This is a genomic window from Rickettsia bellii RML369-C (assembly GCF_000012385.1).
GTDB lineage: Bacteria > Pseudomonadota > Alphaproteobacteria > Rickettsiales > Rickettsiaceae > Rickettsia > Rickettsia bellii.
The window spans coordinates 599,948-619,633 of the sequence record NC_007940.1; the positions used below are offsets into that span (position 1 = coordinate 599,948).

Sequence of the window (19,686 nt, forward strand, 5' to 3'; positions counted from 1 at the left end):
ATTTTTACCTTTATCACAGAATTTATTTACCAACAGCATTTATTCAAAAAATTCATAAAATCTTCTTTTATAACAAGCTTTCTTTCACAATATTTAGGTTTACGTTTTTCATTCTCTTTATCTGTTTTAGATAATTCTAAAGAACTTGTTTTTTCATTAATAATATCATCAACTTTTAATTTAAAAATCCTTAATTTTTTAAACTAATTTTATCTATTTCATTTTATATTTCAAGTCAATTAATTTAAATTCTATACACTAAAAATCCCTTGACTACGTTTAATTCCTATAATATCCTGTAATTTACCATTAAATCCCAAAATAACCCAAATAATACCAATGAATATATTTTTATCGAAATTTATCAATAATAATATTGATAAAAAGGGTAGGGTATCAGTGCCAGCGAATTACCGGGCGGTATTAGGGAAAGAAGCATTTAATGGAATAATTGCTTATCCATCGATTAGAAATAATTGTATAGAAGCTTGCGGTATCTCCCATATTGAGAAACTAAGACAGATGATTGAGTCGCTTGATCCGTATTCTGAGGAGCGTGATGCTTTTGAGACTATAATATTTGGTGAAGCTGTACAGCTTTCATTTGATGGAGAGGGCAGAGTGATATTGCCTGCATCTTTAATGCAGCATGCGGGTATTGAAGATCAAGTATGTTTTGTAGGTAAAGGAGTGATTTTTGAGATTTGGCAACCGCAGAATTTCAAGGATTATTTAGCTTCTGCTCAAAAGCTTGCCCACGAGAAACGTTTAACTTTAAGGAATACGAATTGATGCAGCAACCTCATATCCCTGTAATGTTAAACGAGATGCTGAAGTTTTTAGCACCAAAAGCCGGTGAATCCTACTTAGATTGTACTTTTGGAGCAGGTGGTTATAGTAAAGCGTTATTAGAAAACTGTGATTGTTATGTCACAGCTTTGGATCGTGATCCAAATGTCATTAAGAAAGCAGAAGAGATAAAACATAATTATAAAGATAGATTTGATTTTGTAGAAACAAATTTTGGTAATTGTTTTGCAAAGCTCGAATCAAAAAAATTTGACGGCATAGTGCTTGATTTAGGCGTTTCTTCTATGCAACTTGATATACCAGATCGTGGATTTTCGTTTTTACATGACGGACCTTTAGATATGCGTATGAGCGGGCAGGGGCTTAGTGCTGAAGAGTTTATAAATACCGCAGAAGAAAAAGATCTTGCGGATGTAATTTATAAATATGGCGATGAAACTTTTTCCCGAAGAATTGCTAAGAAAATTGTAGAAGTAAGAAAAGCCGCAAGGATTGATAGTACCGGAAAATTAGCTGATATAGTGCGTAGCTGCATAGGTTTTAGGAAAGGTAAAATTGATCCTGCAACTAAGACTTTTCAAGCCATCAGGATTTATATAAATAACGAACTTGGAGAGCTTGAGCAGTTCTTAGCGAATGTAAAAAATATACTAAAAAAAGATGGTCGTTTAGTTGTTGTTTCGTTTCATTCGTTAGAAGACAGAATAGTTAAGAATTTTTTCAAAGAAAATTCAGAAAAGCCGGTAGCAAGGTCAAAATACGCTAAAGAAGATATTATGTTGAACCCGGATAAATGGCTTAAAATTATTACTAATAAAGCGGAAATACCATCAGATAAAGAGATATCTCTAAATGTAAGGGCAAGATCAGCAAAATTAAGAGCAGCGAAGAAAATATAATTATGAGTATAAAGAAATTTCATTATTTAGTGTTGCTAGTAATAATTATAGCGGTTTGCAGCTTGTTTACTATTAAAGAACGAGTTTCAACTATTGATTACCAATTAAGTAGTGTTTTAAAACAAATAAATAGTGAAAATAATAATATTCATATTTTGAAAGCAGAAAAAGCTTATCTTATCTCGCCAGCAAGGTTAAAAAATCTTGCAACTGCTTATTTAGAATTACAAACGGTGAAACCTTGTCAAATGGTAAGAGATCCATTATCACCGATTACTGCCTCAAATATTAGATTTGATCAAGATATTAATATTTTTAAAAGCAATAATAATCGGAGACATAAGAGAATTACAAATAATAAATATATACAGACAGTTTCAAGTCGGGAAAAGCCTTAAGCGTCATTGCAAGTGAACGAAGTGAGCGTGGCAATCTCAGGACTTTTTCATAAGATTGCTTCGTCAATTACTTACGTAATTTCCTCGCAATGACAAAAGTCGTTGCCAGCTTGAAACAAAACAAATTAATATGAAACAGATTTTAGAAAAGTGGAAACCTGATATTAAAAGTTTAATATTTTGGAATGTTTGTAGTAAAAATACAAAAATCCGATTATTGATAGTTATTGGTGCTTTTTCTGTTCTTTTCTGTACTTTATCTTACAGGCTTATAATAGTTGCTACTAATGTTTATGATAAAAACCTCCACGCTCTAAAAAAGAGTAGCCAGTTTAGAAAAGAAATAGTTGATCGTAACGATAATTTGCTTGCTGTAAACTTGCCATCTGCATCATTATTTGCCAATCCGCAAATAGTAATTGATCCCGAAAATTCCGTAAAAAAAATAGCTGAGATTCTGCCCGATATCAACAAGGCTAAGCTACTTGCTGATCTTAAATCCAATAAAAGTTTTATATGGGTTAAAAGGGATTTATTGCCTAGTCAACAAGAAAGAATAATGAGTCTTGGGTTGCTTGGTTTTGATTTTGAAGAAGAACAAAAGCGTATTTACACATTTTCTAACTTATCATCTCACATTGTGGGTTACGTTGGTAGGGATATGGCGGGGCTTAGCGGACTCGAACTTGCTTATGATAAATATTTAACTAATTCCGATCTTGATTTGAATAAGCCAGGAAAGCAGAAAGAGCCGCTTAAATTATCGATTGATATTAGGTTGCAAAGTATCTTGAGCGAAGAAATCGACAAGACCTTAAAGCAATTTAGTGCTATAGGAGCGGTGGGTATTATTGCGAATCCAAATAATGGTGAGATTCTAGCTTTAGTTAGTAAACCGGATTTTGATCCTCATTATCCAAGTGCTGCAAAGCCTCAACAGCTTTTTAATATGGCAAGCCTTGGAATTTATGAAATAGGTTCGGTGTTTAAGTCTTTGACTATGGCAGTTGGTTTTGATACTGGTGCAATAAATATGAATGATGCTTATGATATAAGCTATATGAAAGTCGGCGGTTTTCAGATTAAGGATTATACCCCAAGACAAGGGTGGCATAGTGTACCGGATATTTTTCTGCATTCTTCAAATATCGGTGTAAGTCAGATTATGCTTGAAGTAGGTAAAAATAATTTCAGGAAATATTTAAAGAAATTAGGTTTGCTAGATCAAGTGCAAATAGAATTACCGGAGCGAGGTACTCCTCTTTTCCCTTCAGAAAAAAGATGGAATGAATTAACTAGTGCTACTATGTCTTATGGTTATGGCATTTCAATTAGTCCTTTACATTTTGTTAGGGCAATGCTACCTGTTGTAAATGGCGGTATTTTATACGATCTTACCTTGTTAAAAAGAGATGATGAAAAAGTTGAGGGGACAAGAGTATTTAGCGAAAATACTTCAAAGCAAATGAGGCAGCTATTTAGAACTGTGGTAAAGGACGGGACAGGTAAAAGGGCAGAGGTAAAAGGATATTTGATTGGCGGAAAAACCGGTACTGCTGAGAAATTATCAAGTAATGCTGGTAAAAAGAAATATCTTAAAAATAGCCGTACTACTTCATTTTTGGGATTACTGCCAGCTTCAAAGCCTGAATATGTTATCTATATTATGATTGATGAGCCAAAACCTACTAAAGAAACGTTTGGCTTTGCAACAGCCGGTTGGACCGCTGCACCCACTGCCGGAAGAGTGCTTGAACGCATGATATCACTGTACGGCTTAGAGCCAATAGAGCAAATAGGGGAGGTAGTGGAGTAAAGTAAGCGTCATTGCGAGGAGGCATTGTTGCGTGATTACGATGTCATTCCTGCGAAAGCAGGAATCCAGAAAAAAAGCATAAATACAGCAAATTTTTAAAATTAAAAGCTCAATTTATCTCGCTTTATACTGGATTCCTGCTTTCGCAGGAATGACATATAGGACATTTTTCAATCCATGCGGGCAATGCCCTCTCGCAATGACGGGGAAACTGAAGCCGAGTCTAATAAATATTTTTTTAGAGGTTCATATTTATGCAAAATCAAAATACCGATTATAGTCCTGTTATTGAAGAACTTAACAAAGCTTATAAGAACTATATTATAGCCAAAGATGCGTTAATAGAGGTCGGCACACTTACTATAACTGTTGGGGCTCTGGGGTTATTGCTATTTTTTGGACCTGCGGTATCAGGATCATTAATGTTTTGTTCTGCTTTGGCTATAGGGAAAACTAAAGAGGCGTATAGAAAAGAATTATTAAATGCTCTTTCTAGGTGAGCTGGGTGATGTTACAGAAATCGAGAAATGTTATAAGCAGCTTCCTAAAAAGTTACGAGAAGACTGGGTAGATGATAATTTTTACCCTAAGTTAGCTAATCATCTGAAAGAGAAGTTTTTTGAAGATAAAATATTTGGTGTTGATGATAATCCTAATCCCATTTGTCAAGTAGAATTACAAGATTTTAACCAAGAAATAGATAATGAGTGGATTGATCTTTCAGGAAAGAGTGAAAATGTTGTATTTTTACAATGAGATTTAAAATTACTCTAATAAAATAGTTGAAAAAGCTTTTTAATTGTTAACTTGTTAAGTTTTAATTGCTAATATCAGTTAAATATTTTAGACATAGCATTATTTTAAGGCAAGACAATGGCAGATGATGGGGATAATAAGAAAGATGTATCAGATAAAAAAGATGATACTCAGGTAAAAAATGACAATTTGAGCAAGTCAGACGATAACCAGACTCAAAATAAAAAAGACGATGCTCAGGTAAAAAACGAGCTCAATGCCATTAGAGCCCAAGTTACAGCCACTAACAATCCTGCCGAACTCGCACGTTTAGCTAGTGCCGCCGCAGGTCTTGCCGCTAGTACTAATAATCGAGAATTATTAGACCAAATCAAAAACCTCCAATCCTCCATTTCTAAAAGAGAAGAAAACGCCGAGCAGATCATATATTCAGAAGACTCTGAAAAAGGCTTGAATATGGAGGGTCAAGGGAATCAGTATGATCATGAAGCTGCACGTGAGCAAGAATTACATGACAGGCATGAAAGATTAAAAGCCGGTCATGATCAATTCATGAAAGAAGCAGATGAGTTTATTGAGAGTAAGAGACAAGAAAAAGAAAAGTGGCAGGCTCTTTTAAATGATATGAAAGCAGGTAAAGAAATTGATCCTGAAAGATTAAAAGCATTAGATAAGACAGAAGCACAGTTAAAAGATGATCAAAATAAAAGAAATGCTCTTAAAGAATATCACAAAAAAGCAACTGAGCATTCGCAACAGCTAAAAGCTGAGGAAGATAGATTAAAAAAGCAGCAAGCTCAAGATATCAAAGCAGCTGAAGAACAACGTAATGCCAATAGCAAACTTGCTGTTAACTCCAAAGAATTAGAGCAAGGTCAGATTAAACTAGCAAGTATTAATGCTAGAATAGAGCAAACAGGAGCAAAATTATCTGCCCTCAGTCCAAAAATAGCAGAAGCAACAAAAATACAAGCTGATGCTTATAAGCAAGTTGAAAAAGAAAGGAAAGAAATACAAGAACTTAGAATAGAAGCTCAAAAAGAAGCTAAGAAAGATCTTCAAAAATACTCAGCAATTAATGATTTTTCAGAGCTACTTTTAAATCAAACAAAATCAGTTGAAACAAATGAACTTAAAGATAATGAATTACGGAATGAATTTTTAAGTAAAGAGAATAAGAAAGAACCAGAAATAAGATTTCCGAGCAAGCCATCTTCAGATGTAATTTTGCCAGGAAAAGACGAAATATTACCAACCTCACAAAAATCAACAAGTGCCGAAGCGGTAACTGCTACTAAAAAATTATCTCAAGGTGAAGAAGCATTGAAATTATCAGAAGAAAGACCGGTTTCATCTGATAAGATAAACAAATTTACTAATAAAATAAAATCATCTCTTGAAAAGCAGCAATCTTCAGTATCCAGCAATAAAGAAACTCAGGTTAATAAATTAGCTCGAACTAACCAACAAAACAAAAAGAATGATAAAGGTCATTCGAGATAATAAAATAAAGGAGAACTATCATGTCTAAATCAGATAACCATAACTATCTTGATAAAAACGAAACTATTATATGTACTGCTAATAATTTATATAAAGAAGCATTAGAGTTTTTTAATAATATAAGAAATATAGAACAAAACCAAGGCGTAACTGCATTAGTAAAAAAAGGCTATATTGCTGCTCGAATCGAGTTAACGCAATCGCTTCTTTTTGGAAAAATTGAGGCATGTAGTGGTCTTGCTGTTTTTAATCAACAAGGCATTGGTGGTCCCATAAGTCCTTATAATCAAAAATTATTTTTAGTTATTGGTAGTAAATTAGGGTATCAAGCTTGTAAGCAAGCTTTAGCACAATTACCAAATAATAATTATAATGTTGAGCAAGAAGCTAATGTTTGGGTTAATCATATAAATACTTATAAAAGAGATTTAAATAAAGAAATAACTACTCCAGAATTATCAGCTAGTTCAATATTTTTAAAAAATGATCTTAAAAAAAATAATATAAGCTTCGATGCTTATAACACACATTTTAACATTTTAAGTATAGATGAAGAGTTAGAAACAAACTATACCCCCACTCCGTCGTCGTCAGTAAATCAGTATGAGCACAACCCGCCGCCCGTTCCTAAAAGAGCAGAGAGTAAACAAGAAGCTACAGGGTTGAAATCTTTTTTTAAGGGTATGTTTAGTAAAGCCCCTGAAGCCTCCACTGCTCCCAAGGCTGCTTTAGTTCCGGTTGTTGCTCCTAAAGTTACATCCTCAAATATTTCGTATAGAGATATTTTGCTTAGAGATCAAGAACATCCTGAAATTGCGTTAAAATTACAAGAAGCAACAATAAATACTAATTTAACAATTAGGGTGAATGGTCAACATATATTTGAAGTTAAGCAATATAGAGCTGTTAAAATTCCTAACGCTTTAGAAAATATTAAAACACCTACCATAAAATTTGTTTTTTCTTATTTAAATGGTGTAAAATTAAGTGATGAGTTTGCAATACATACAAAGGGCACAGCACATCTAAAGCTTGATTATAATGCTAATGGTAGATTAGAAAAATTAACCTTACCAAATCAACCAATTTATTTTAAGGATAAGCCGGGTTATCCTGCATTTTGTATCTTTAAAAAGATTATGTGCAGTTTACCGGTAGATAGTGGACAACTTGGTCACCTAATGCAAATCGCACCTAAGGTAGAATTTAATAATGTTGACGAATATACTTATAAAGTAGAATTATTAGGCTAAAATAAAATATTATTTTGTAGCTGTGTTATTTTTGCATAGGCATCGCCCATGTGAATCATTTTCCCCATGTCGTGCTGCGACTTTTCCTAGTTTGTTGCCTGACTCTGATGTCATTCCCGCGTAGGAATTGTTGTGTGGATCGAAAAGCACGTACGGTGTCATCAACTATGTTTTAAATTAAAAAGAAGAGATTTTAATTTAGCATTAGCGATGACAATAATTTTACGCATTAAAGCGGTAAGAGCGACCATTTTCTTTTTACCATTGTTAATGAGTCGCTCATAAAAGAGTCTTAAACCAGAAGTCTTGCTATTACGGGCTGACATAGCAGCAAGGAATAGTATAGCTTGACTCCTGCTCTACACCATGTCCTACCTTTCTATATCCTTGATATTTACCACTATCATTAGCTTTTGGAGCAAGCCCTGCAAGAGAAGCAATCTGCCGTCTTGTTAACTTCCCTAACTCCGGTAATAATATTAATAACTCAAAAGCAACTATATTACCAATGCCATTTATCTCTTTCAATATCTCATGCTTTGCTTTTAACAGCTGATCTGATGATATAATCACTTCTACCTGATTAGTAATCTCTGTAATTTGATTACTTAAAACATCTATCATATTTATACAGCTATTTTTAACAAACTTATCTGTATTTGCTTGTTGTAATCTATTCTTTTCGGCAACTAACATTTGCTTTAAATCATTCCGTCTTTGTACTAACCGAAATAATTGTATATTTTGTTTTGATTCAGGCTTAAATACTTCAAGCTTATCTGCTCGCTCCTTACCATATAATCCTAATGCTTTAGCATCTAACTTATCTGTTTTTGCACTATTACCATATGATCTGATAAAATTCTTTACCTTTCTTGCATCTGCTCTATGTACTACATAACCTCTTTCACATAAGCTATACAATAACTCTAGTTCATATCCGCCTGTTGTTTCAACTACAGTTAGAGAGTTTGCTAAAATATCCTTATTATCATTAATAAATTCAAATATACCGGAACTTGTATTCTCATATTCTTTTGTATCTTTTATGCCCTCTATTCCTACTACAAAATTATATTTTCCTATATCAATTCCTATATGTTTGTGATATTTTATCATATGTACCTCGAGATTTTATATTGTTTAGGATTGTAATCGGGCGTGCTTATCGCATCCCTTCCAACTATTCAAACTTCTCGAGAGTCGGGCTATAGTACCTGATGACTCCGGTCGTATAAAACCTATGCCGTGACGGTCGCTTATGCCCGCTTAATACCCTATATCATTATATAGGGTATTAACACTCTCTTATAAATGTTTATATTACATTTATAACTTATATTATATCACTTTCTTTTCTTACAATACCGTGGCTTGAAAACTAGATCCAGAAAATAATAAATAATACTAATATTATTAGTATTATTTATTTTCCTAGATGACACCGAAAGCGTGTTTTAACCCCTGCAAAAAGACCTAAAAATATATATTTGATATTTTTTATATTTTTTTTGAAAAAATAGCTTGCAATCTTTTTTATTATAGTGTAGTTTAATAATATATATTATAGCTCCCAAAGTGCATTAAGCTCGCATTTTGCTATAAAAAGGTATAAGATCTTTATAATTTAATTTTTTGTAAAGGATTTATGCTAGGTTATACAAAAGAGCAAGTTAGTTTAACTCGCAATCAAAAAGAAGCTATAGGCTTACTATCTATAGGCACATTTCTCGAATATTTCGACCTCATGCTATATGTTCATATGGCAGTAGTACTAAATGAATTATTTTTCCCAAAAGCTGACCCAAAAGTAGCTTTCATATATTCTGCATCTGCGTTTTGTTCAACATATTTATTAAGACCTTTTGGTGCTTTAATATTTGGCTGTATAGGTGACACTATAGGGCGTAAAGCAACAATTATTGTTACTACTTTTTTAATGTCCCTGTCCTGTTTGATCATGGCTGTTTTGCCTCCTTATTCAGAAATAGGAATTAAAGCTGTGTGGTTAGTAACAGCTTGTCGAGTAATTCAAGGAATGGCATCTATGGGAGAAGCTGTAGGTGCTGAATTATATTTATCAGAAACTATACAATTACCTACAAGATATATGGCAGTATCTATTATAGTGGTTTTTGGAACATTAGGAGGAACAGCAGCCTTAGGATTAGGAGCATTGGTTACTTCTTATGGATTTAATTGGCGTTTAGCATTTTTCTTTGGTGCAGTTGTTGCTTTTATTGGTTCTATAGCTAGAACGAATTTAAGGGAGACTACAGAGTTTGTAGACGCTAAAAGAAGAATTAAAAAGACCTTTGATAAAGCCAAAATTGATATAAAAGCATTAAATTCTAGCCCTGTTTTACAACAAAAAGTTAGTAAAAAAACTACAATTGCTTATTTTTTAATTGAGTGTACTGGACCGTTATGGTTCTGTATTACTTACATCTATTGTGGAAATATTTTAAAAAATAACTTTAATTTTACCTCATCTCAAGTGATGCAACAAAATTTTTGGGTTGGAATATTAGAGCTTATATCAACTATAGTTTTTACTTATTTAGTTTTAAAAATACATCCTTTAAGACTCCTTAAAATAAGACTATTTATATTTAGTCTTTTTGCTTTAATTATTCCTATTATATTAAGTAATATAACTACTCCTTTCCAGTTATTTCTTTTACAGGTATTTATCGGAATATGTGCTCCTACTGGTTTCACCGCATTTGCTATTTTTTGTATGAATTTCCCAGTTTTTAAGCGTTTTTTATATACTAGAGTTATTTTTGCAACCTCTCGTGCTATAATGTATGCTTTAGCATCATTTGGCATTGTATTTTTAACAGATTATTTTTCCTATTTGGGGCTACTAATTATAATTTTACCTGTTCTCATAGGTTATGGATTCGGTATAAATCATTTTAAAAAATTAGAGGTAAATGCTGGGAACTATTATTAGAACGAAAGCTATAATTATCTTCTTCATATTTATTGTCTAATTCATTTAAAATATTTAAACAAAGCTGAACAATTTTATTTTCTAGTTGATAACTTACAGTGACAGCAACAGGCAAGAATGAGATAAGTGTTTCTCTAATGGTATTTATTTGTTTTTCTAAAGGCTTGGCTCCTATCGTTTGCAAATTATGAAGACGATCAAATAATTTTATAATAATCAATTCTATTTTAGCACTGCGATATAAAATATTGATTGCATCTGCAGCACTAATTTTAGTATCGATTTTAATCCTTGTTAAAGCTTCTACATTCACAGCTATGTTTTCATTAAAAATATAAGCTATCATTTCTTGAGTAAGTTGCGTATCTTCAATAGTATCATGCAATAAACTAGTAATAATATTATCAGTCGTAAAAAATTTTGTTTCTTTAAAAACTGTAAACTCTGCCACCATAATTGCTACTTCAATCGGATGGGAATAATATGGATCACCTGACTTACGCATTTGAGAGCCATGATATTTACGAGCGTAATATATCGCTTTTTTGACTTCTTCAAAGTCTACAGGATTTGCTACTTTAGTGTTTAAATATTTGAGTTTATCGAGAAGTTTTTTAGCATAAATGCATTCTTCAAACTTTTCTTTCCAACGGCTTAAATCTTCCATAAAGTTACTTTAAATTTATATAAATACATTCTTGTACCAGCTTATATTCAAAGTTAAAAGCAAAAAATTATAATGATGAATGTTTTTTAAACTTTATGTTACAAAATTCAGTAATTATTAAACTTTAACCTCCAGTAAAATTTCTTATTGACTAGTTAATTAAAATTATTTGACCCCAAATATAAGTTATATTAACAACTAAAATAAAGGAAAAGCAATGAAAAAATTTTTATTATTATTTATAATATCTATTATCCCTTTAAATTTATTCGCTCAAGCCAAAGTAAATAATATAGTTGCACCAGTCAGCTATTTTATAAATCATATTCAGCAACTAAATCAAATAAAAACTAATTTAGAAAAATACAGGCAAACAAGTATTGTAGGCATTAGCGGGATGGGTAAAACTCAGTTAGCTAGAATGTATGCTTATGGAAATAAAGATAATTATAATTTGATCTGGTTTATTGATTGCAATTTAAATATTAACGATGAACTTTTAAAGCTAGCAAAAGCTATTAACAAAGCTGAAGGGAAAACTGTAATTGCAGAAGAAGCAGCTAATGTAAAAAAAGAGTTAATGGAATATCTAGGGCAAAGCGATAAATGGTTATTAGTATTTGATAATTTAAAAGTAGGTGAGAATAAAAAAGTACAAGATTTTATTAACTGGGAGCATAACGGCAATATCATATTTTGTTCGCAAGATAGCGATATGATGCCTTATATAGTAAAAGCTGTGCCATTTAAGAAGCAGGAAACTATTGAGCTTGCCAATAATATTTTATTGGATAAAGATAATAGTTTAAAAAACATTCATCATTATAATTTTTTGCTTTTAACTTTGAATATAAGCTGGTACAAGAATGTATTTATATAAATTTAAAGTAACTTTATGGAAGATTTAAGCCGTTGGAAAGAAAAGTTTGAAGAATGCATTTATGCTAAAAAACTTCTCGATAAACTCAAATATTTAAACACTAAAGTAGCAAATCCTGTAGACTTTGAAGAAGTCAAAAAAGCGATATATTACGCTCGTAAATATCATGGCTCTCAAATGCGTAAGTCAGGTGATCCATATTATTCCCATCCGATTGAAGTAGCAATTATGGTGGCAGAGTTTACAGTTTTTAAAGAAACAAAATTTTTTACGACTGATAATATTATTACTAGTTTATTGCATGATACTATTGAAGATACGCAACTTACTCAAGAAATGATAGCTTATATTTTTAATGAAAACATAGCTGTGAATGTAGAAGCTTTAACAAGGATTAAAATCGATACTAAAATTAGTGCTGCAGATGCAATCAATATTTTATATCGCAGTGCTAAAATAGAATTGATTATTATAAAATTATTTGATCGTCTTCATAATTTGCAAACGATAGGAGCCAAGCCTTTAGAAAAACAAATAAATACCATTAGAGAAACACTTATCTCATTCTTGCCTGTTGCTGTCACTGTAAGTTATCAACTAGAAAATAAAATTGTTCAGCTTTGTTTAAATATTTTAAATGAATTAGACAATAAATATGAAGAAGATAATTATAGCTTTCGTTCTAATAATAGTTCCCAGCATTTACCTCTAATTTTTTAAAATGATTTATACCGAATCCATAACCTATGAGAACAGGTAAAATTATAATTAGTAGCCCCAAATAGGAAAAATAATCTGTTAAAAATACAATGCCAAATGATGCTAAAGCATACATTATAGCACGAGAGGTTGCAAAAATAACTCCAGTATATAAAAAACGCTTAAAAACTGGGAAATTCATACAAAAAATAGCAAATGCGGTGAAACCAGTAGGAGCACATATTCCGATAAATACCTGTAAAAGAAATAACTGGAAAGGAGTAGTTATATTACTTAATATAATAGGAATAATTAAAGCAAAAAGACTAAATATAAATAGTCTTATTTTAAGGAGTCTTAAAGGATGTATTTTTAAAACTAAATAAGTAAAAACTATAGTTGATATAAGCTCTAATATTCCAACCCAAAAATTTTGTTGCATCACTTGAGATGAGGTAAAATTAAAGTTATTTTTTAAAATATTTCCACAATAGATGTAAGTAATACAGAACCATAACGGTCCAGTACACTCAATTAAAAAATAAGCAATTGTAGTTTTTTTACTAACTTTTTGTTGTAAAACAGGGCTAGAATTTAATGCTTTTATATCAATTTTGGCTTTATCAAAGGTCTTTTTAATTCTTCTTTTAGCGTCTACAAACTCTGTAGTCTCCCTTAAATTCGTTCTAGCTATAGAACCAATAAAAGCAACAACTGCACCAAAGAAAAATGCTAAACGCCAATTAAATCCATAAGAAGTAACCAATGCTCCTAATCCTAAGGCTGCTGTTCCTCCTAATGTTCCAAAAACCACTATAATAGATACTGCCATATATCTTGTAGGTAATTGTATAGTTTCTGATAAATATAATTCAGCACCTACAGCTTCTCCCATAGATGCCATTCCTTGAATTACTCGACAAGCTGTTACTAACCACACAGCTTTAATTCCTATTTCTGAATAAGGAGGCAAAACAGCCATGATCAAACAGGACAGGGACATTAAAAAAGTAGTAACAATAATTGTTGCTTTACGCCCTATAGTGTCACCTATACAGCCAAATATTAAAGCACCAAAAGGTCTTAATAAATATGTTGAACAAAACGCAGATGCAGAATATATGAAAGCTACTTTTGGGTCAGCTTTTGGGAAAAATAATTCATTTAGTACTACTGCCATATGAACATATAGCATGAGGTCGAAATATTCGAGAAATGTGCCTATAGATAGTAAGCCTATAGCTTCTTTTTGATTGCGAGTTAAACTAACTTGCTCTTTTGTATAACCTAGCATAAATCCTTTACAAAAAATTAAATTATAAAGATCTTATACCTTTTTATACAAAAGTCAATAAGAAATTTTACTGGAGGTTAAAGTTTAATAATGACTGAATTTTGCAACATAAAATTTAGTAGAATTTTTGGTACAAGAGTTTAAAGGTTATCCAGTATTGATAGTACAAGGAGCACAAATATTAAACAATGTTCCAGGATTAGATAAAGAAAAATATAAACATCAAATACAAAAATCTAACGATAAAATAGATTATAATATATCACTGGTGATTAATCAATTAAGCACTAGTGCTAAACAACTTCTAAGTAAAATAGCATTACTCAATAATCAAAGTTTTTCTAAAGATTTTCTTGGGATTATTACCGATAATAAAGATAATCTTAATGATGATATTTTTGAGCTATCAAAATTTGCTTTAATAACAAATATAGATGCTAGCGAAGATAATCCTGTTTTCGAAATGCATGATGTTATTGCACAGAAAATATTAGAAAAAAATGGTGCAAATAATAGTAAGTATCTAGAAGAGGCAGTTACTAAATTTATTAATGGTACACCAAAAAGTGTAATAAAAGCGTTTTTATATAGGAACGCTAAAACAGTACCTGACAATATCGAGGTAATGACGCAGAATGCTGAAAAATATAATATAGGTACTTATAAGTTATTAGAGTTAAAGCTAAAGCAGATAGTGCAGTGTGATAATTCTTATGATTTAGCAGGTGGAAAGAAATTAGTTGATTGGTTTGATACAAACGATAGAGATGGGAAATATAAATTATGGTTAATGAATAATGAAGAAAAGCGGGTATATGCTGAATATTTAAACTTAATAGGATGGTATTACTTAAAAGCTTCTAATTACAAAATGTCTATAGAATATTTTAAAAAAGCTAACAAGATATTTGAAGATGTTAAAGGATATGAAGAAATGAAAGCTAATGTAATATCTGGTTTGACTAATACATATATTGTAATAGGAGATATTCAAAATGCACAAGAAAATATCAAAATTTTAGAGCAAAAATTAGCTGATAGTTCTGATCGAACATCAATATATGCTAACAAAGCAAGATTACTTTATGTAGAGGGAAAATATCCTGAAGCATTAGAACAGATCAATCAATCTATTCAAGCTGCTATTTCAAGTGGATTAGATCCAAATGCATTATTTTTAACAGGTGATTATTTAGTTAAATCTGGAGTATTAAGTAAACTTGGTAAATATCAGGAAGCTCTTAATCAAGTAGAGCAAGTATATAACATGCAAAAGCGTGTAAAAAAAGAAACGAATGTAATATTTGGTAGAATATTTACTCAAAAAGCAATAGCATTATTCGGTTTAGGTGAAAAAGACAAAGCTTTAGAATATGCAGATAAAGCAATAGAGATTTTTAAGAATAATGATAAAAGCTTTATGAGTAGAAGAATGCCTGATGTATTCAACCCTGCAATAGCCATTACATGCACAATAAGAGGGGATATATTATTTGCGAGTGGTAAGCTTGAGGAAGCTTTAGATAGCTATATGGACGCACGAGGTATATATTTTAATGTTTATAGAAGAAATTATAAGAATGTAGCACAAGTAAGTGAGGTAAATCTTAAAGGAGCAAAAGTTGCGTGTAAAAGAAAAGATACGCTTAACTATAAATTTTTTGCTAAACCACAAATCATAGATTTTGGAGCAGAGCATCCTGATTCAATTGAAATGCTTGAATATTGTAAAACTTACGGTATGGGTTTAATTAGTAACAAAGCTTATATAGATAAATCTAAAAAATAGGAAGATTAAAAAAAGGGGGTGCATTTTGCCCCCCTTATACTTTGTAGAAAATTTAAGCTGTTTCAGATATAACTTCAGCTACTTTGCCGGTTAGCTCAGGTTCTATTGCTTCGGTTTTATCAATTAACTGCTCAGGTAATTGTTCGAAACTTTTATTATAATCTTCAGCAGTTATTAAAATACTATCAAGTTTTTGTATAATTTCACTATTACTAAATTTTGTATTTCTTACTAAATGATTTTGAAGATTATGTAATTCCTTTAAATGATAAGAAATAAATTCATTATTTTTAGATGATATTGACATTCGCCAATCAATAAATTCCTCTATGTCTTTAACTGTAATGGAATTATCTATTATTTTGAAATCATTATTTTGGCATAATTTTAATAGACTATCTTGCAAAAGAAGTTTTGTTAAATAAATGCTCTGTTCTGTTTTTGGTTGTGTTCTTACAACAGACAAAGGCGTAATCTGATCATATACAGTATTTCTAATATTAGGATCAGCTCCATTTTCTAAAAGAAATTGAGCTATCTCATACAATTTCAGTGTACAGGAATAATATAGAAGAGTGCAATGATCTCCATCTTTCATATTAATATCGAATCCTTGATTAAGAGCTTGTTTAACAAGAATTTTAAAATCATTTATTTGATCTAAAGTTTTAACAATAGAAAGTGCTACACACAAAATGTCCAAGTCTTTAGAATTAGGTGTAAGAACTTTGATATGAGTTGGATGCATATAATTTTTAATTTTATTATTAATGAGTTTATTAATAGTTTAGTTATTATTAATTGTCAAGTTAATATTTTAAAGATTTTTTAATAAAGTCAATGCGTGATAAATCGAATAGTACCGGACAGTTGTTAAAAAAGAACCCGTCATTGTAAGGAAATTATGGCTATTGTACGGCTCGAAAAATGCTATATATGTCATTCCCGCTTTGGCTTTGTTGCGTGGAACAGTTTTTCTGTCATTGCGAGAAAATTACGAAGTAATTGACGAAGCAATCCAGTTAAAAAATGCTAACTTATAGCATTTTTTATTATTTTTTCTAGATTGTATAATACGCAGCAATGATTCGGTATTTACACAGTCTGTTAGTCTCATCTTACCATCAGGTGCTTTTAATTTTAACTGTAGACAAATTGTTGACAGTTCAACCCTATCTTCACTGCTAACTCGAGTTTTTATCTCAGACCAATAATCTCGTGGGTTTGCACTATCAGTTAATGCTCCTACTACATCAATTACAGAAAACCACCATTCGTTATTATATAAAATTCTTCTAATATTTTTATCTTTAAAAATCACTAATTTATTAAGTTCATCGTTATTATTCATTGCATTTCATATTAATTTTTTTGGATTATAGATACTCTAAATAAATTTTATAACTAATATTAGAAATAAAAATAGTAGTAGCAAAAAATAACTAATAGTTTGTAAAATTTAAGCATTAATGGCTTTTAGTAAAATAATAAAACTTAATTGCCAATTGACTTTTTTAGGGAGTTAAGTATAAATTGTAACTGAAATAGCTATTAAGCTATTTTGGGATGTAAGAATCTCTTGTTACATGGTGGGTATCTACCATTAAATGATACTATCCTCGGCTTTATTACGGTCGGGGTGTCAATAGCTATGTCCAGGGTTTAAGGTGCATACCTTAAACCTAAAGGCTATTGTAAACTGTTGTAACGGTTTTCTTACCTCCCCGGCCACCAAAGTTTCATTCATTGGTGGTTTTAATTAATCGGGAGCCATCAAATGTCAAATCAAAATAAAAAAATCATTCACAATATTAATTTAGACTTCATTGAAAGAGAAGTAAATATTCTAAAAGATGAAGTTGCACATTTATTAGAAACCCCCGTAACAGATAAAGATATTGAAAGAATAGAACAACGCTTAGAAGAATTAGAAAAAATGTTTTACAATTTGAACTGACGCTAGTTAGTAATGTATAAGGGTTTTGCTTGCATGGGTCGGTTTTCTCGTCATAAGCTACACAATTGCAAGGAGGGTGGCAACCAGAAAAAACAATAAAAATGCTACGCATTTTACTAGATTGCTTCGTCAAAACTTATAGTTTTTCCTCGCAATGACGAAAAACCGATCTACGTAACAATGCCCGCTCGTAATGACAACTCCCAATCTACGCAATAAACTCTTGACGAAAAATAGTTTAAATTTTGTTTGCAGAGTCTATGTGCATATCCATTAAATATTCTGCTAAATGCTTTTGTACTTCTTCCGACTTACCTTTTAAAGCACATTGATATACTTCTTGTATAATAGAAGTAATTTTATGCATAGAAAAATCAATATTTTTGTCGGAAATGATATTTGTAGTAAGGCTTACAACTTCGCCAAATAATTTTATCTGTTCGGGTTTTAAAATATCAAATTGAATTTCTTTATCATCAGAAATTAAGGATTCTACCTTAACATTTAAAGCATTTGCTAATTGCTTAATAGTATAAATGCCAGGGTTTTTAGAGCTACCAAATATTATACTATTAACAGTATTTCTACTTAATCCTGTTAAATTTTCAATATCTTTAGCACTCATTTTTCTTTGAGTCATTAACTCATTAATTTTGGTTTTTAAATTTGACATAAAAATAAAGTAAATTCATCGCTTGTTTTAAATATAAAATACATTGTTTATATTTAAAGTAAAAATATAAACAAATTTCTTTACATTTCTACAAAATAATATAATCTCAGCTGTATAAATTTAATAACTATAAAAAAACCAGTAAATATTCTACCTACAAAATAAGTATATTTATTGGTTTAATATAAATCATAATATTGTTACGAGCATACTAAAATGCTTTAAAAAAAGCAAGAATATACCTAGATATACCTTAGGTATAGAAGATATCTAGTTTCAAAACAATTCAGATTTTACTCACATATCTTAAGCTTTTATTTGAACAATATCCTTAATAATTTATGCCTTGGGTTAATTTAAGTTCTTAACCCAAGGTACCAAATAAAATCAGGAGAATATTTTATGAATAACATAGAAACAAGAATATTAGATTATGGAAGAAAAATAGATATGAATCTACAAACTATTTCTGAGCAAATAAATCAAATACAGAAATTAATAGGTGAAATTCCTTTAGATGCAAGATTTGTTAAAGACTATGATGATGAAGACGATGAAGATGATTTTGATGATGGAGTATGGATAGAGTTTCCTTTTAGAGAAACAACATAAAATTCGTAATTTCCAGCACGATATAGATAGACTGCTTGCTTTAAAAATGGTAAGGTATAAATTCCTGTAAGTAAATAAGATATAAATTATGATGTGGTTGTTAATAGCACTTTGTTTAACCGGCTTAGTTTTGATTATAGGGGTAGTATCGATGGCTATTGGTGGTAAATTTGATAAAAAATTTAGCTCAAAGCTTATGACTATGAGAGTTTTTTTTCAGGCAGTTGCGGTATTACTGTTATTTATAATATATTTTTATAAAGTTAATCCATAAACTACCTGAAAAGTTCTACAATTATTACTCGTTTTCTTGCATCTCTCCCCTTATTTTTTTCCATTCTGCTAAAATTTCTTCTAATCTTTCTTTTGAAACTTCTACTTCTTGATCTTCAAAATCCTCTAGAGAAGTAATCATTTCTTTTAGTAAGGTTTGTGCCATATTCGGTCTATAGTCATCGCTGTAATTATCTTCAAGATGTTCGGCAATTTCCTCGATATCATCCCAATGCATTAGTGTATTCCTCTTTAATTGTCATGTAAGCTTATTTATTTAACATGTTATCTGATATTTGCCATTATTTTTTAATAAATATTATTAACTCAATAAAATATTGTAAGCAAGTGAGTTTATTATGCAACTATGATATACTCGATGAACTTGAAAAATTGGCGACAATGTCTTTGTAATCCTCGGATGCTCACGTTACTTGCGTGTACGCTC

The 19,686-nt window shown here is 30.8% G+C and carries 23 protein-coding genes; 15 read left to right on the forward strand and 8 right to left on the reverse strand.

What is annotated here, in order from left to right:
- The first annotated feature begins 339 nt into the window (after nucleotides 1-339).
- The 8 genes from mraZ to RBE_RS02845 all read left to right on the forward strand — a co-directional run bounded on the left by mraZ (nucleotide 340) and on the right by RBE_RS02845 (nucleotide 7,435).
- Nucleotides 340-792, forward strand: coding sequence for a division/cell wall cluster transcriptional repressor MraZ (mraZ, locus tag RBE_RS02815; protein WP_011477211.1), 453 nt, complete (start codon nucleotides 340-342; stop codon nucleotides 790-792).
- The gene (gene rsmH, locus RBE_RS02820) at nucleotides 792-1,709 is read left to right on the forward strand and encodes a 16S rRNA (cytosine(1402)-N(4))-methyltransferase RsmH (RefSeq protein ID WP_011477212.1); all 918 of its coding nucleotides are present in this window, start codon (nucleotides 792-794) and stop codon (nucleotides 1,707-1,709) included. Before mraZ ends, rsmH begins: the two co-directional genes overlap by 1 nt.
- 2 nt (nucleotides 1,710-1,711) lie before the next feature.
- On the forward strand, nucleotides 1,712-2,107 hold the full coding sequence (locus RBE_RS02825) for a cell division protein FtsL (RefSeq protein ID WP_011477213.1): 396 nt from the start codon (nucleotides 1,712-1,714) through the stop codon (nucleotides 2,105-2,107).
- Between the two features lie 130 nt (nucleotides 2,108-2,237).
- Nucleotides 2,238-3,923, forward strand: coding sequence for a peptidoglycan D,D-transpeptidase FtsI family protein (locus tag RBE_RS02830; RefSeq protein WP_011477214.1), 1,686 nt, complete (start codon nucleotides 2,238-2,240; stop codon nucleotides 3,921-3,923).
- Nucleotides 3,924-4,177: 254 nt separating this feature from the next.
- Complete coding sequence (locus tag RBE_RS09135; RefSeq protein ID WP_011477215.1) at nucleotides 4,178-4,423, forward strand: hypothetical protein; 246 nt, start codon at nucleotides 4,178-4,180, stop codon at nucleotides 4,421-4,423.
- Entirely contained in the window at nucleotides 4,407-4,679 is a 273-nt protein-coding gene (locus tag RBE_RS09140) for a hypothetical protein (protein ID WP_011477216.1), read from the forward strand. The genes RBE_RS09135 and RBE_RS09140 overlap by 17 nt, the downstream gene beginning before the upstream one ends.
- Before the next feature lie 117 nt (nucleotides 4,680-4,796).
- Nucleotides 4,797-6,182, forward strand: a complete 1,386-nt coding sequence (locus RBE_RS09145) for a hypothetical protein (protein ID WP_011477217.1) — start codon at nucleotides 4,797-4,799, stop codon at nucleotides 6,180-6,182.
- Between the two features lie 20 nt (nucleotides 6,183-6,202).
- Nucleotides 6,203-7,435, forward strand: a complete 1,233-nt coding sequence (locus RBE_RS02845) for a Sca4 family protein (protein ID WP_011477218.1) — start codon at nucleotides 6,203-6,205, stop codon at nucleotides 7,433-7,435.
- 161 nt (nucleotides 7,436-7,596) lie between these two features.
- Here RBE_RS02845 and RBE_RS09150 read toward each other — a convergent pair whose 3' ends face one another.
- Both RBE_RS09150 and RBE_RS02855 read right to left on the reverse strand, forming a co-directional pair.
- Nucleotides 7,597-7,761 (reverse strand): hypothetical protein, encoded by a 165-nt coding sequence (locus RBE_RS09150; protein WP_011476965.1) that lies wholly within the window; start codon nucleotides 7,759-7,761, stop codon nucleotides 7,597-7,599.
- Complete coding sequence (locus RBE_RS02855; protein ID WP_011477219.1) at nucleotides 7,748-8,554, reverse strand: IS110 family transposase; 807 nt, start codon at nucleotides 8,552-8,554, stop codon at nucleotides 7,748-7,750. The genes RBE_RS09150 and RBE_RS02855 overlap by 14 nt, the downstream gene beginning before the upstream one ends.
- Before the next feature lie 529 nt (nucleotides 8,555-9,083).
- On the opposite strand from RBE_RS02855, the gene RBE_RS02860 reads away from it, so the two are divergent.
- On the forward strand, nucleotides 9,084-10,394 hold the full coding sequence (locus tag RBE_RS02860) for an MFS transporter (protein WP_011477220.1): 1,311 nt from the start codon (nucleotides 9,084-9,086) through the stop codon (nucleotides 10,392-10,394).
- On the opposite strand, the gene RBE_RS02865 is transcribed toward RBE_RS02860, so the two are convergent.
- Nucleotides 10,357-11,061 carry an HD domain-containing protein gene (locus RBE_RS02865; protein WP_011477221.1) on the reverse strand — a complete coding sequence of 235 codons (705 nt, stop codon included), beginning with the start codon at nucleotides 11,059-11,061 and terminating at the stop codon, nucleotides 10,357-10,359. The two genes, RBE_RS02860 and RBE_RS02865, sit on opposite strands and share 38 nt — an antisense overlap.
- A 217-nt stretch (nucleotides 11,062-11,278) precedes the next feature.
- Here RBE_RS02865 and RBE_RS02870 point away from each other — a divergent pair, with 217 nt between their 5' ends.
- Nucleotides 11,279-11,941: a hypothetical protein gene (locus tag RBE_RS02870; protein ID WP_011477222.1), complete on the forward strand. Its 663-nt coding sequence runs from the start codon at nucleotides 11,279-11,281 to the stop codon at nucleotides 11,939-11,941.
- 15 nt (nucleotides 11,942-11,956) lie between these two features.
- On the forward strand, nucleotides 11,957-12,661 hold the full coding sequence (locus RBE_RS02875; RefSeq protein ID WP_011477221.1) for an HD domain-containing protein: 705 nt from the start codon (nucleotides 11,957-11,959) through the stop codon (nucleotides 12,659-12,661).
- Here RBE_RS02875 and RBE_RS02880 read toward each other — a convergent pair.
- A complete protein-coding gene (locus RBE_RS02880) occupies nucleotides 12,624-13,934 on the reverse strand; it encodes an MFS transporter (protein ID WP_011477223.1) in 1,311 nt (436 codons plus the stop codon). The two genes, RBE_RS02875 and RBE_RS02880, sit on opposite strands and share 38 nt — an antisense overlap.
- Before the next feature lie 127 nt (nucleotides 13,935-14,061).
- Here RBE_RS02880 and RBE_RS02885 point away from each other — a divergent pair, with 127 nt between their 5' ends.
- Nucleotides 14,062-15,723 carry a tetratricopeptide repeat protein gene (locus RBE_RS02885; protein WP_228368756.1) on the forward strand — a complete coding sequence of 554 codons (1,662 nt, stop codon included), beginning with the start codon at nucleotides 14,062-14,064 and terminating at the stop codon, nucleotides 15,721-15,723.
- Between the two features lie 52 nt (nucleotides 15,724-15,775).
- On the opposite strand, the gene RBE_RS02890 is transcribed toward RBE_RS02885, so the two are convergent.
- Complete coding sequence (locus RBE_RS02890; protein ID WP_011477225.1) at nucleotides 15,776-16,471, reverse strand: ankyrin repeat domain-containing protein; 696 nt, start codon at nucleotides 16,469-16,471, stop codon at nucleotides 15,776-15,778.
- Between the two features lie 246 nt (nucleotides 16,472-16,717).
- Complete coding sequence (locus RBE_RS02895) at nucleotides 16,718-17,074, reverse strand: BRO-N domain-containing protein (RefSeq protein ID WP_011477226.1); 357 nt, start codon at nucleotides 17,072-17,074, stop codon at nucleotides 16,718-16,720.
- A gap of 426 nt (nucleotides 17,075-17,500) precedes the next feature.
- On the opposite strand from RBE_RS02895, the gene RBE_RS02900 reads away from it, so the two are divergent.
- A complete protein-coding gene (locus RBE_RS02900) occupies nucleotides 17,501-17,680 on the forward strand; it encodes a hypothetical protein (protein WP_012151779.1) in 180 nt (59 codons plus the stop codon).
- A 238-nt stretch (nucleotides 17,681-17,918) separates the two neighbouring features.
- Here the strand turns inward: RBE_RS02900 and RBE_RS02905 are convergent, their stop codons facing one another.
- Nucleotides 17,919-18,353, reverse strand: coding sequence for a helix-turn-helix domain-containing protein (locus RBE_RS02905; protein WP_011477227.1), 435 nt, complete (start codon nucleotides 18,351-18,353; stop codon nucleotides 17,919-17,921).
- Nucleotides 18,354-18,755: 402 nt separating this feature from the next.
- Here RBE_RS02905 and RBE_RS02910 point away from each other — a divergent pair, with 402 nt between their 5' ends.
- Nucleotides 18,756-18,965, forward strand: coding sequence for a hypothetical protein (locus RBE_RS02910; protein WP_012151780.1), 210 nt, complete (start codon nucleotides 18,756-18,758; stop codon nucleotides 18,963-18,965).
- 88 nt (nucleotides 18,966-19,053) lie between these two features.
- The gene (locus RBE_RS02915) at nucleotides 19,054-19,239 is read left to right on the forward strand and encodes a twin transmembrane helix small protein (RefSeq protein ID WP_011477228.1); all 186 of its coding nucleotides are present in this window, start codon (nucleotides 19,054-19,056) and stop codon (nucleotides 19,237-19,239) included.
- 24 nt (nucleotides 19,240-19,263) lie between these two features.
- Here the strand turns inward: RBE_RS02915 and iscX are convergent, their stop codons facing one another.
- Nucleotides 19,264-19,476, reverse strand: a complete 213-nt coding sequence (gene iscX, locus RBE_RS02920; protein ID WP_011477229.1) for a Fe-S cluster assembly protein IscX — start codon at nucleotides 19,474-19,476, stop codon at nucleotides 19,264-19,266.
- Nucleotides 19,477-19,686: the final 210 nt, after the last annotated feature.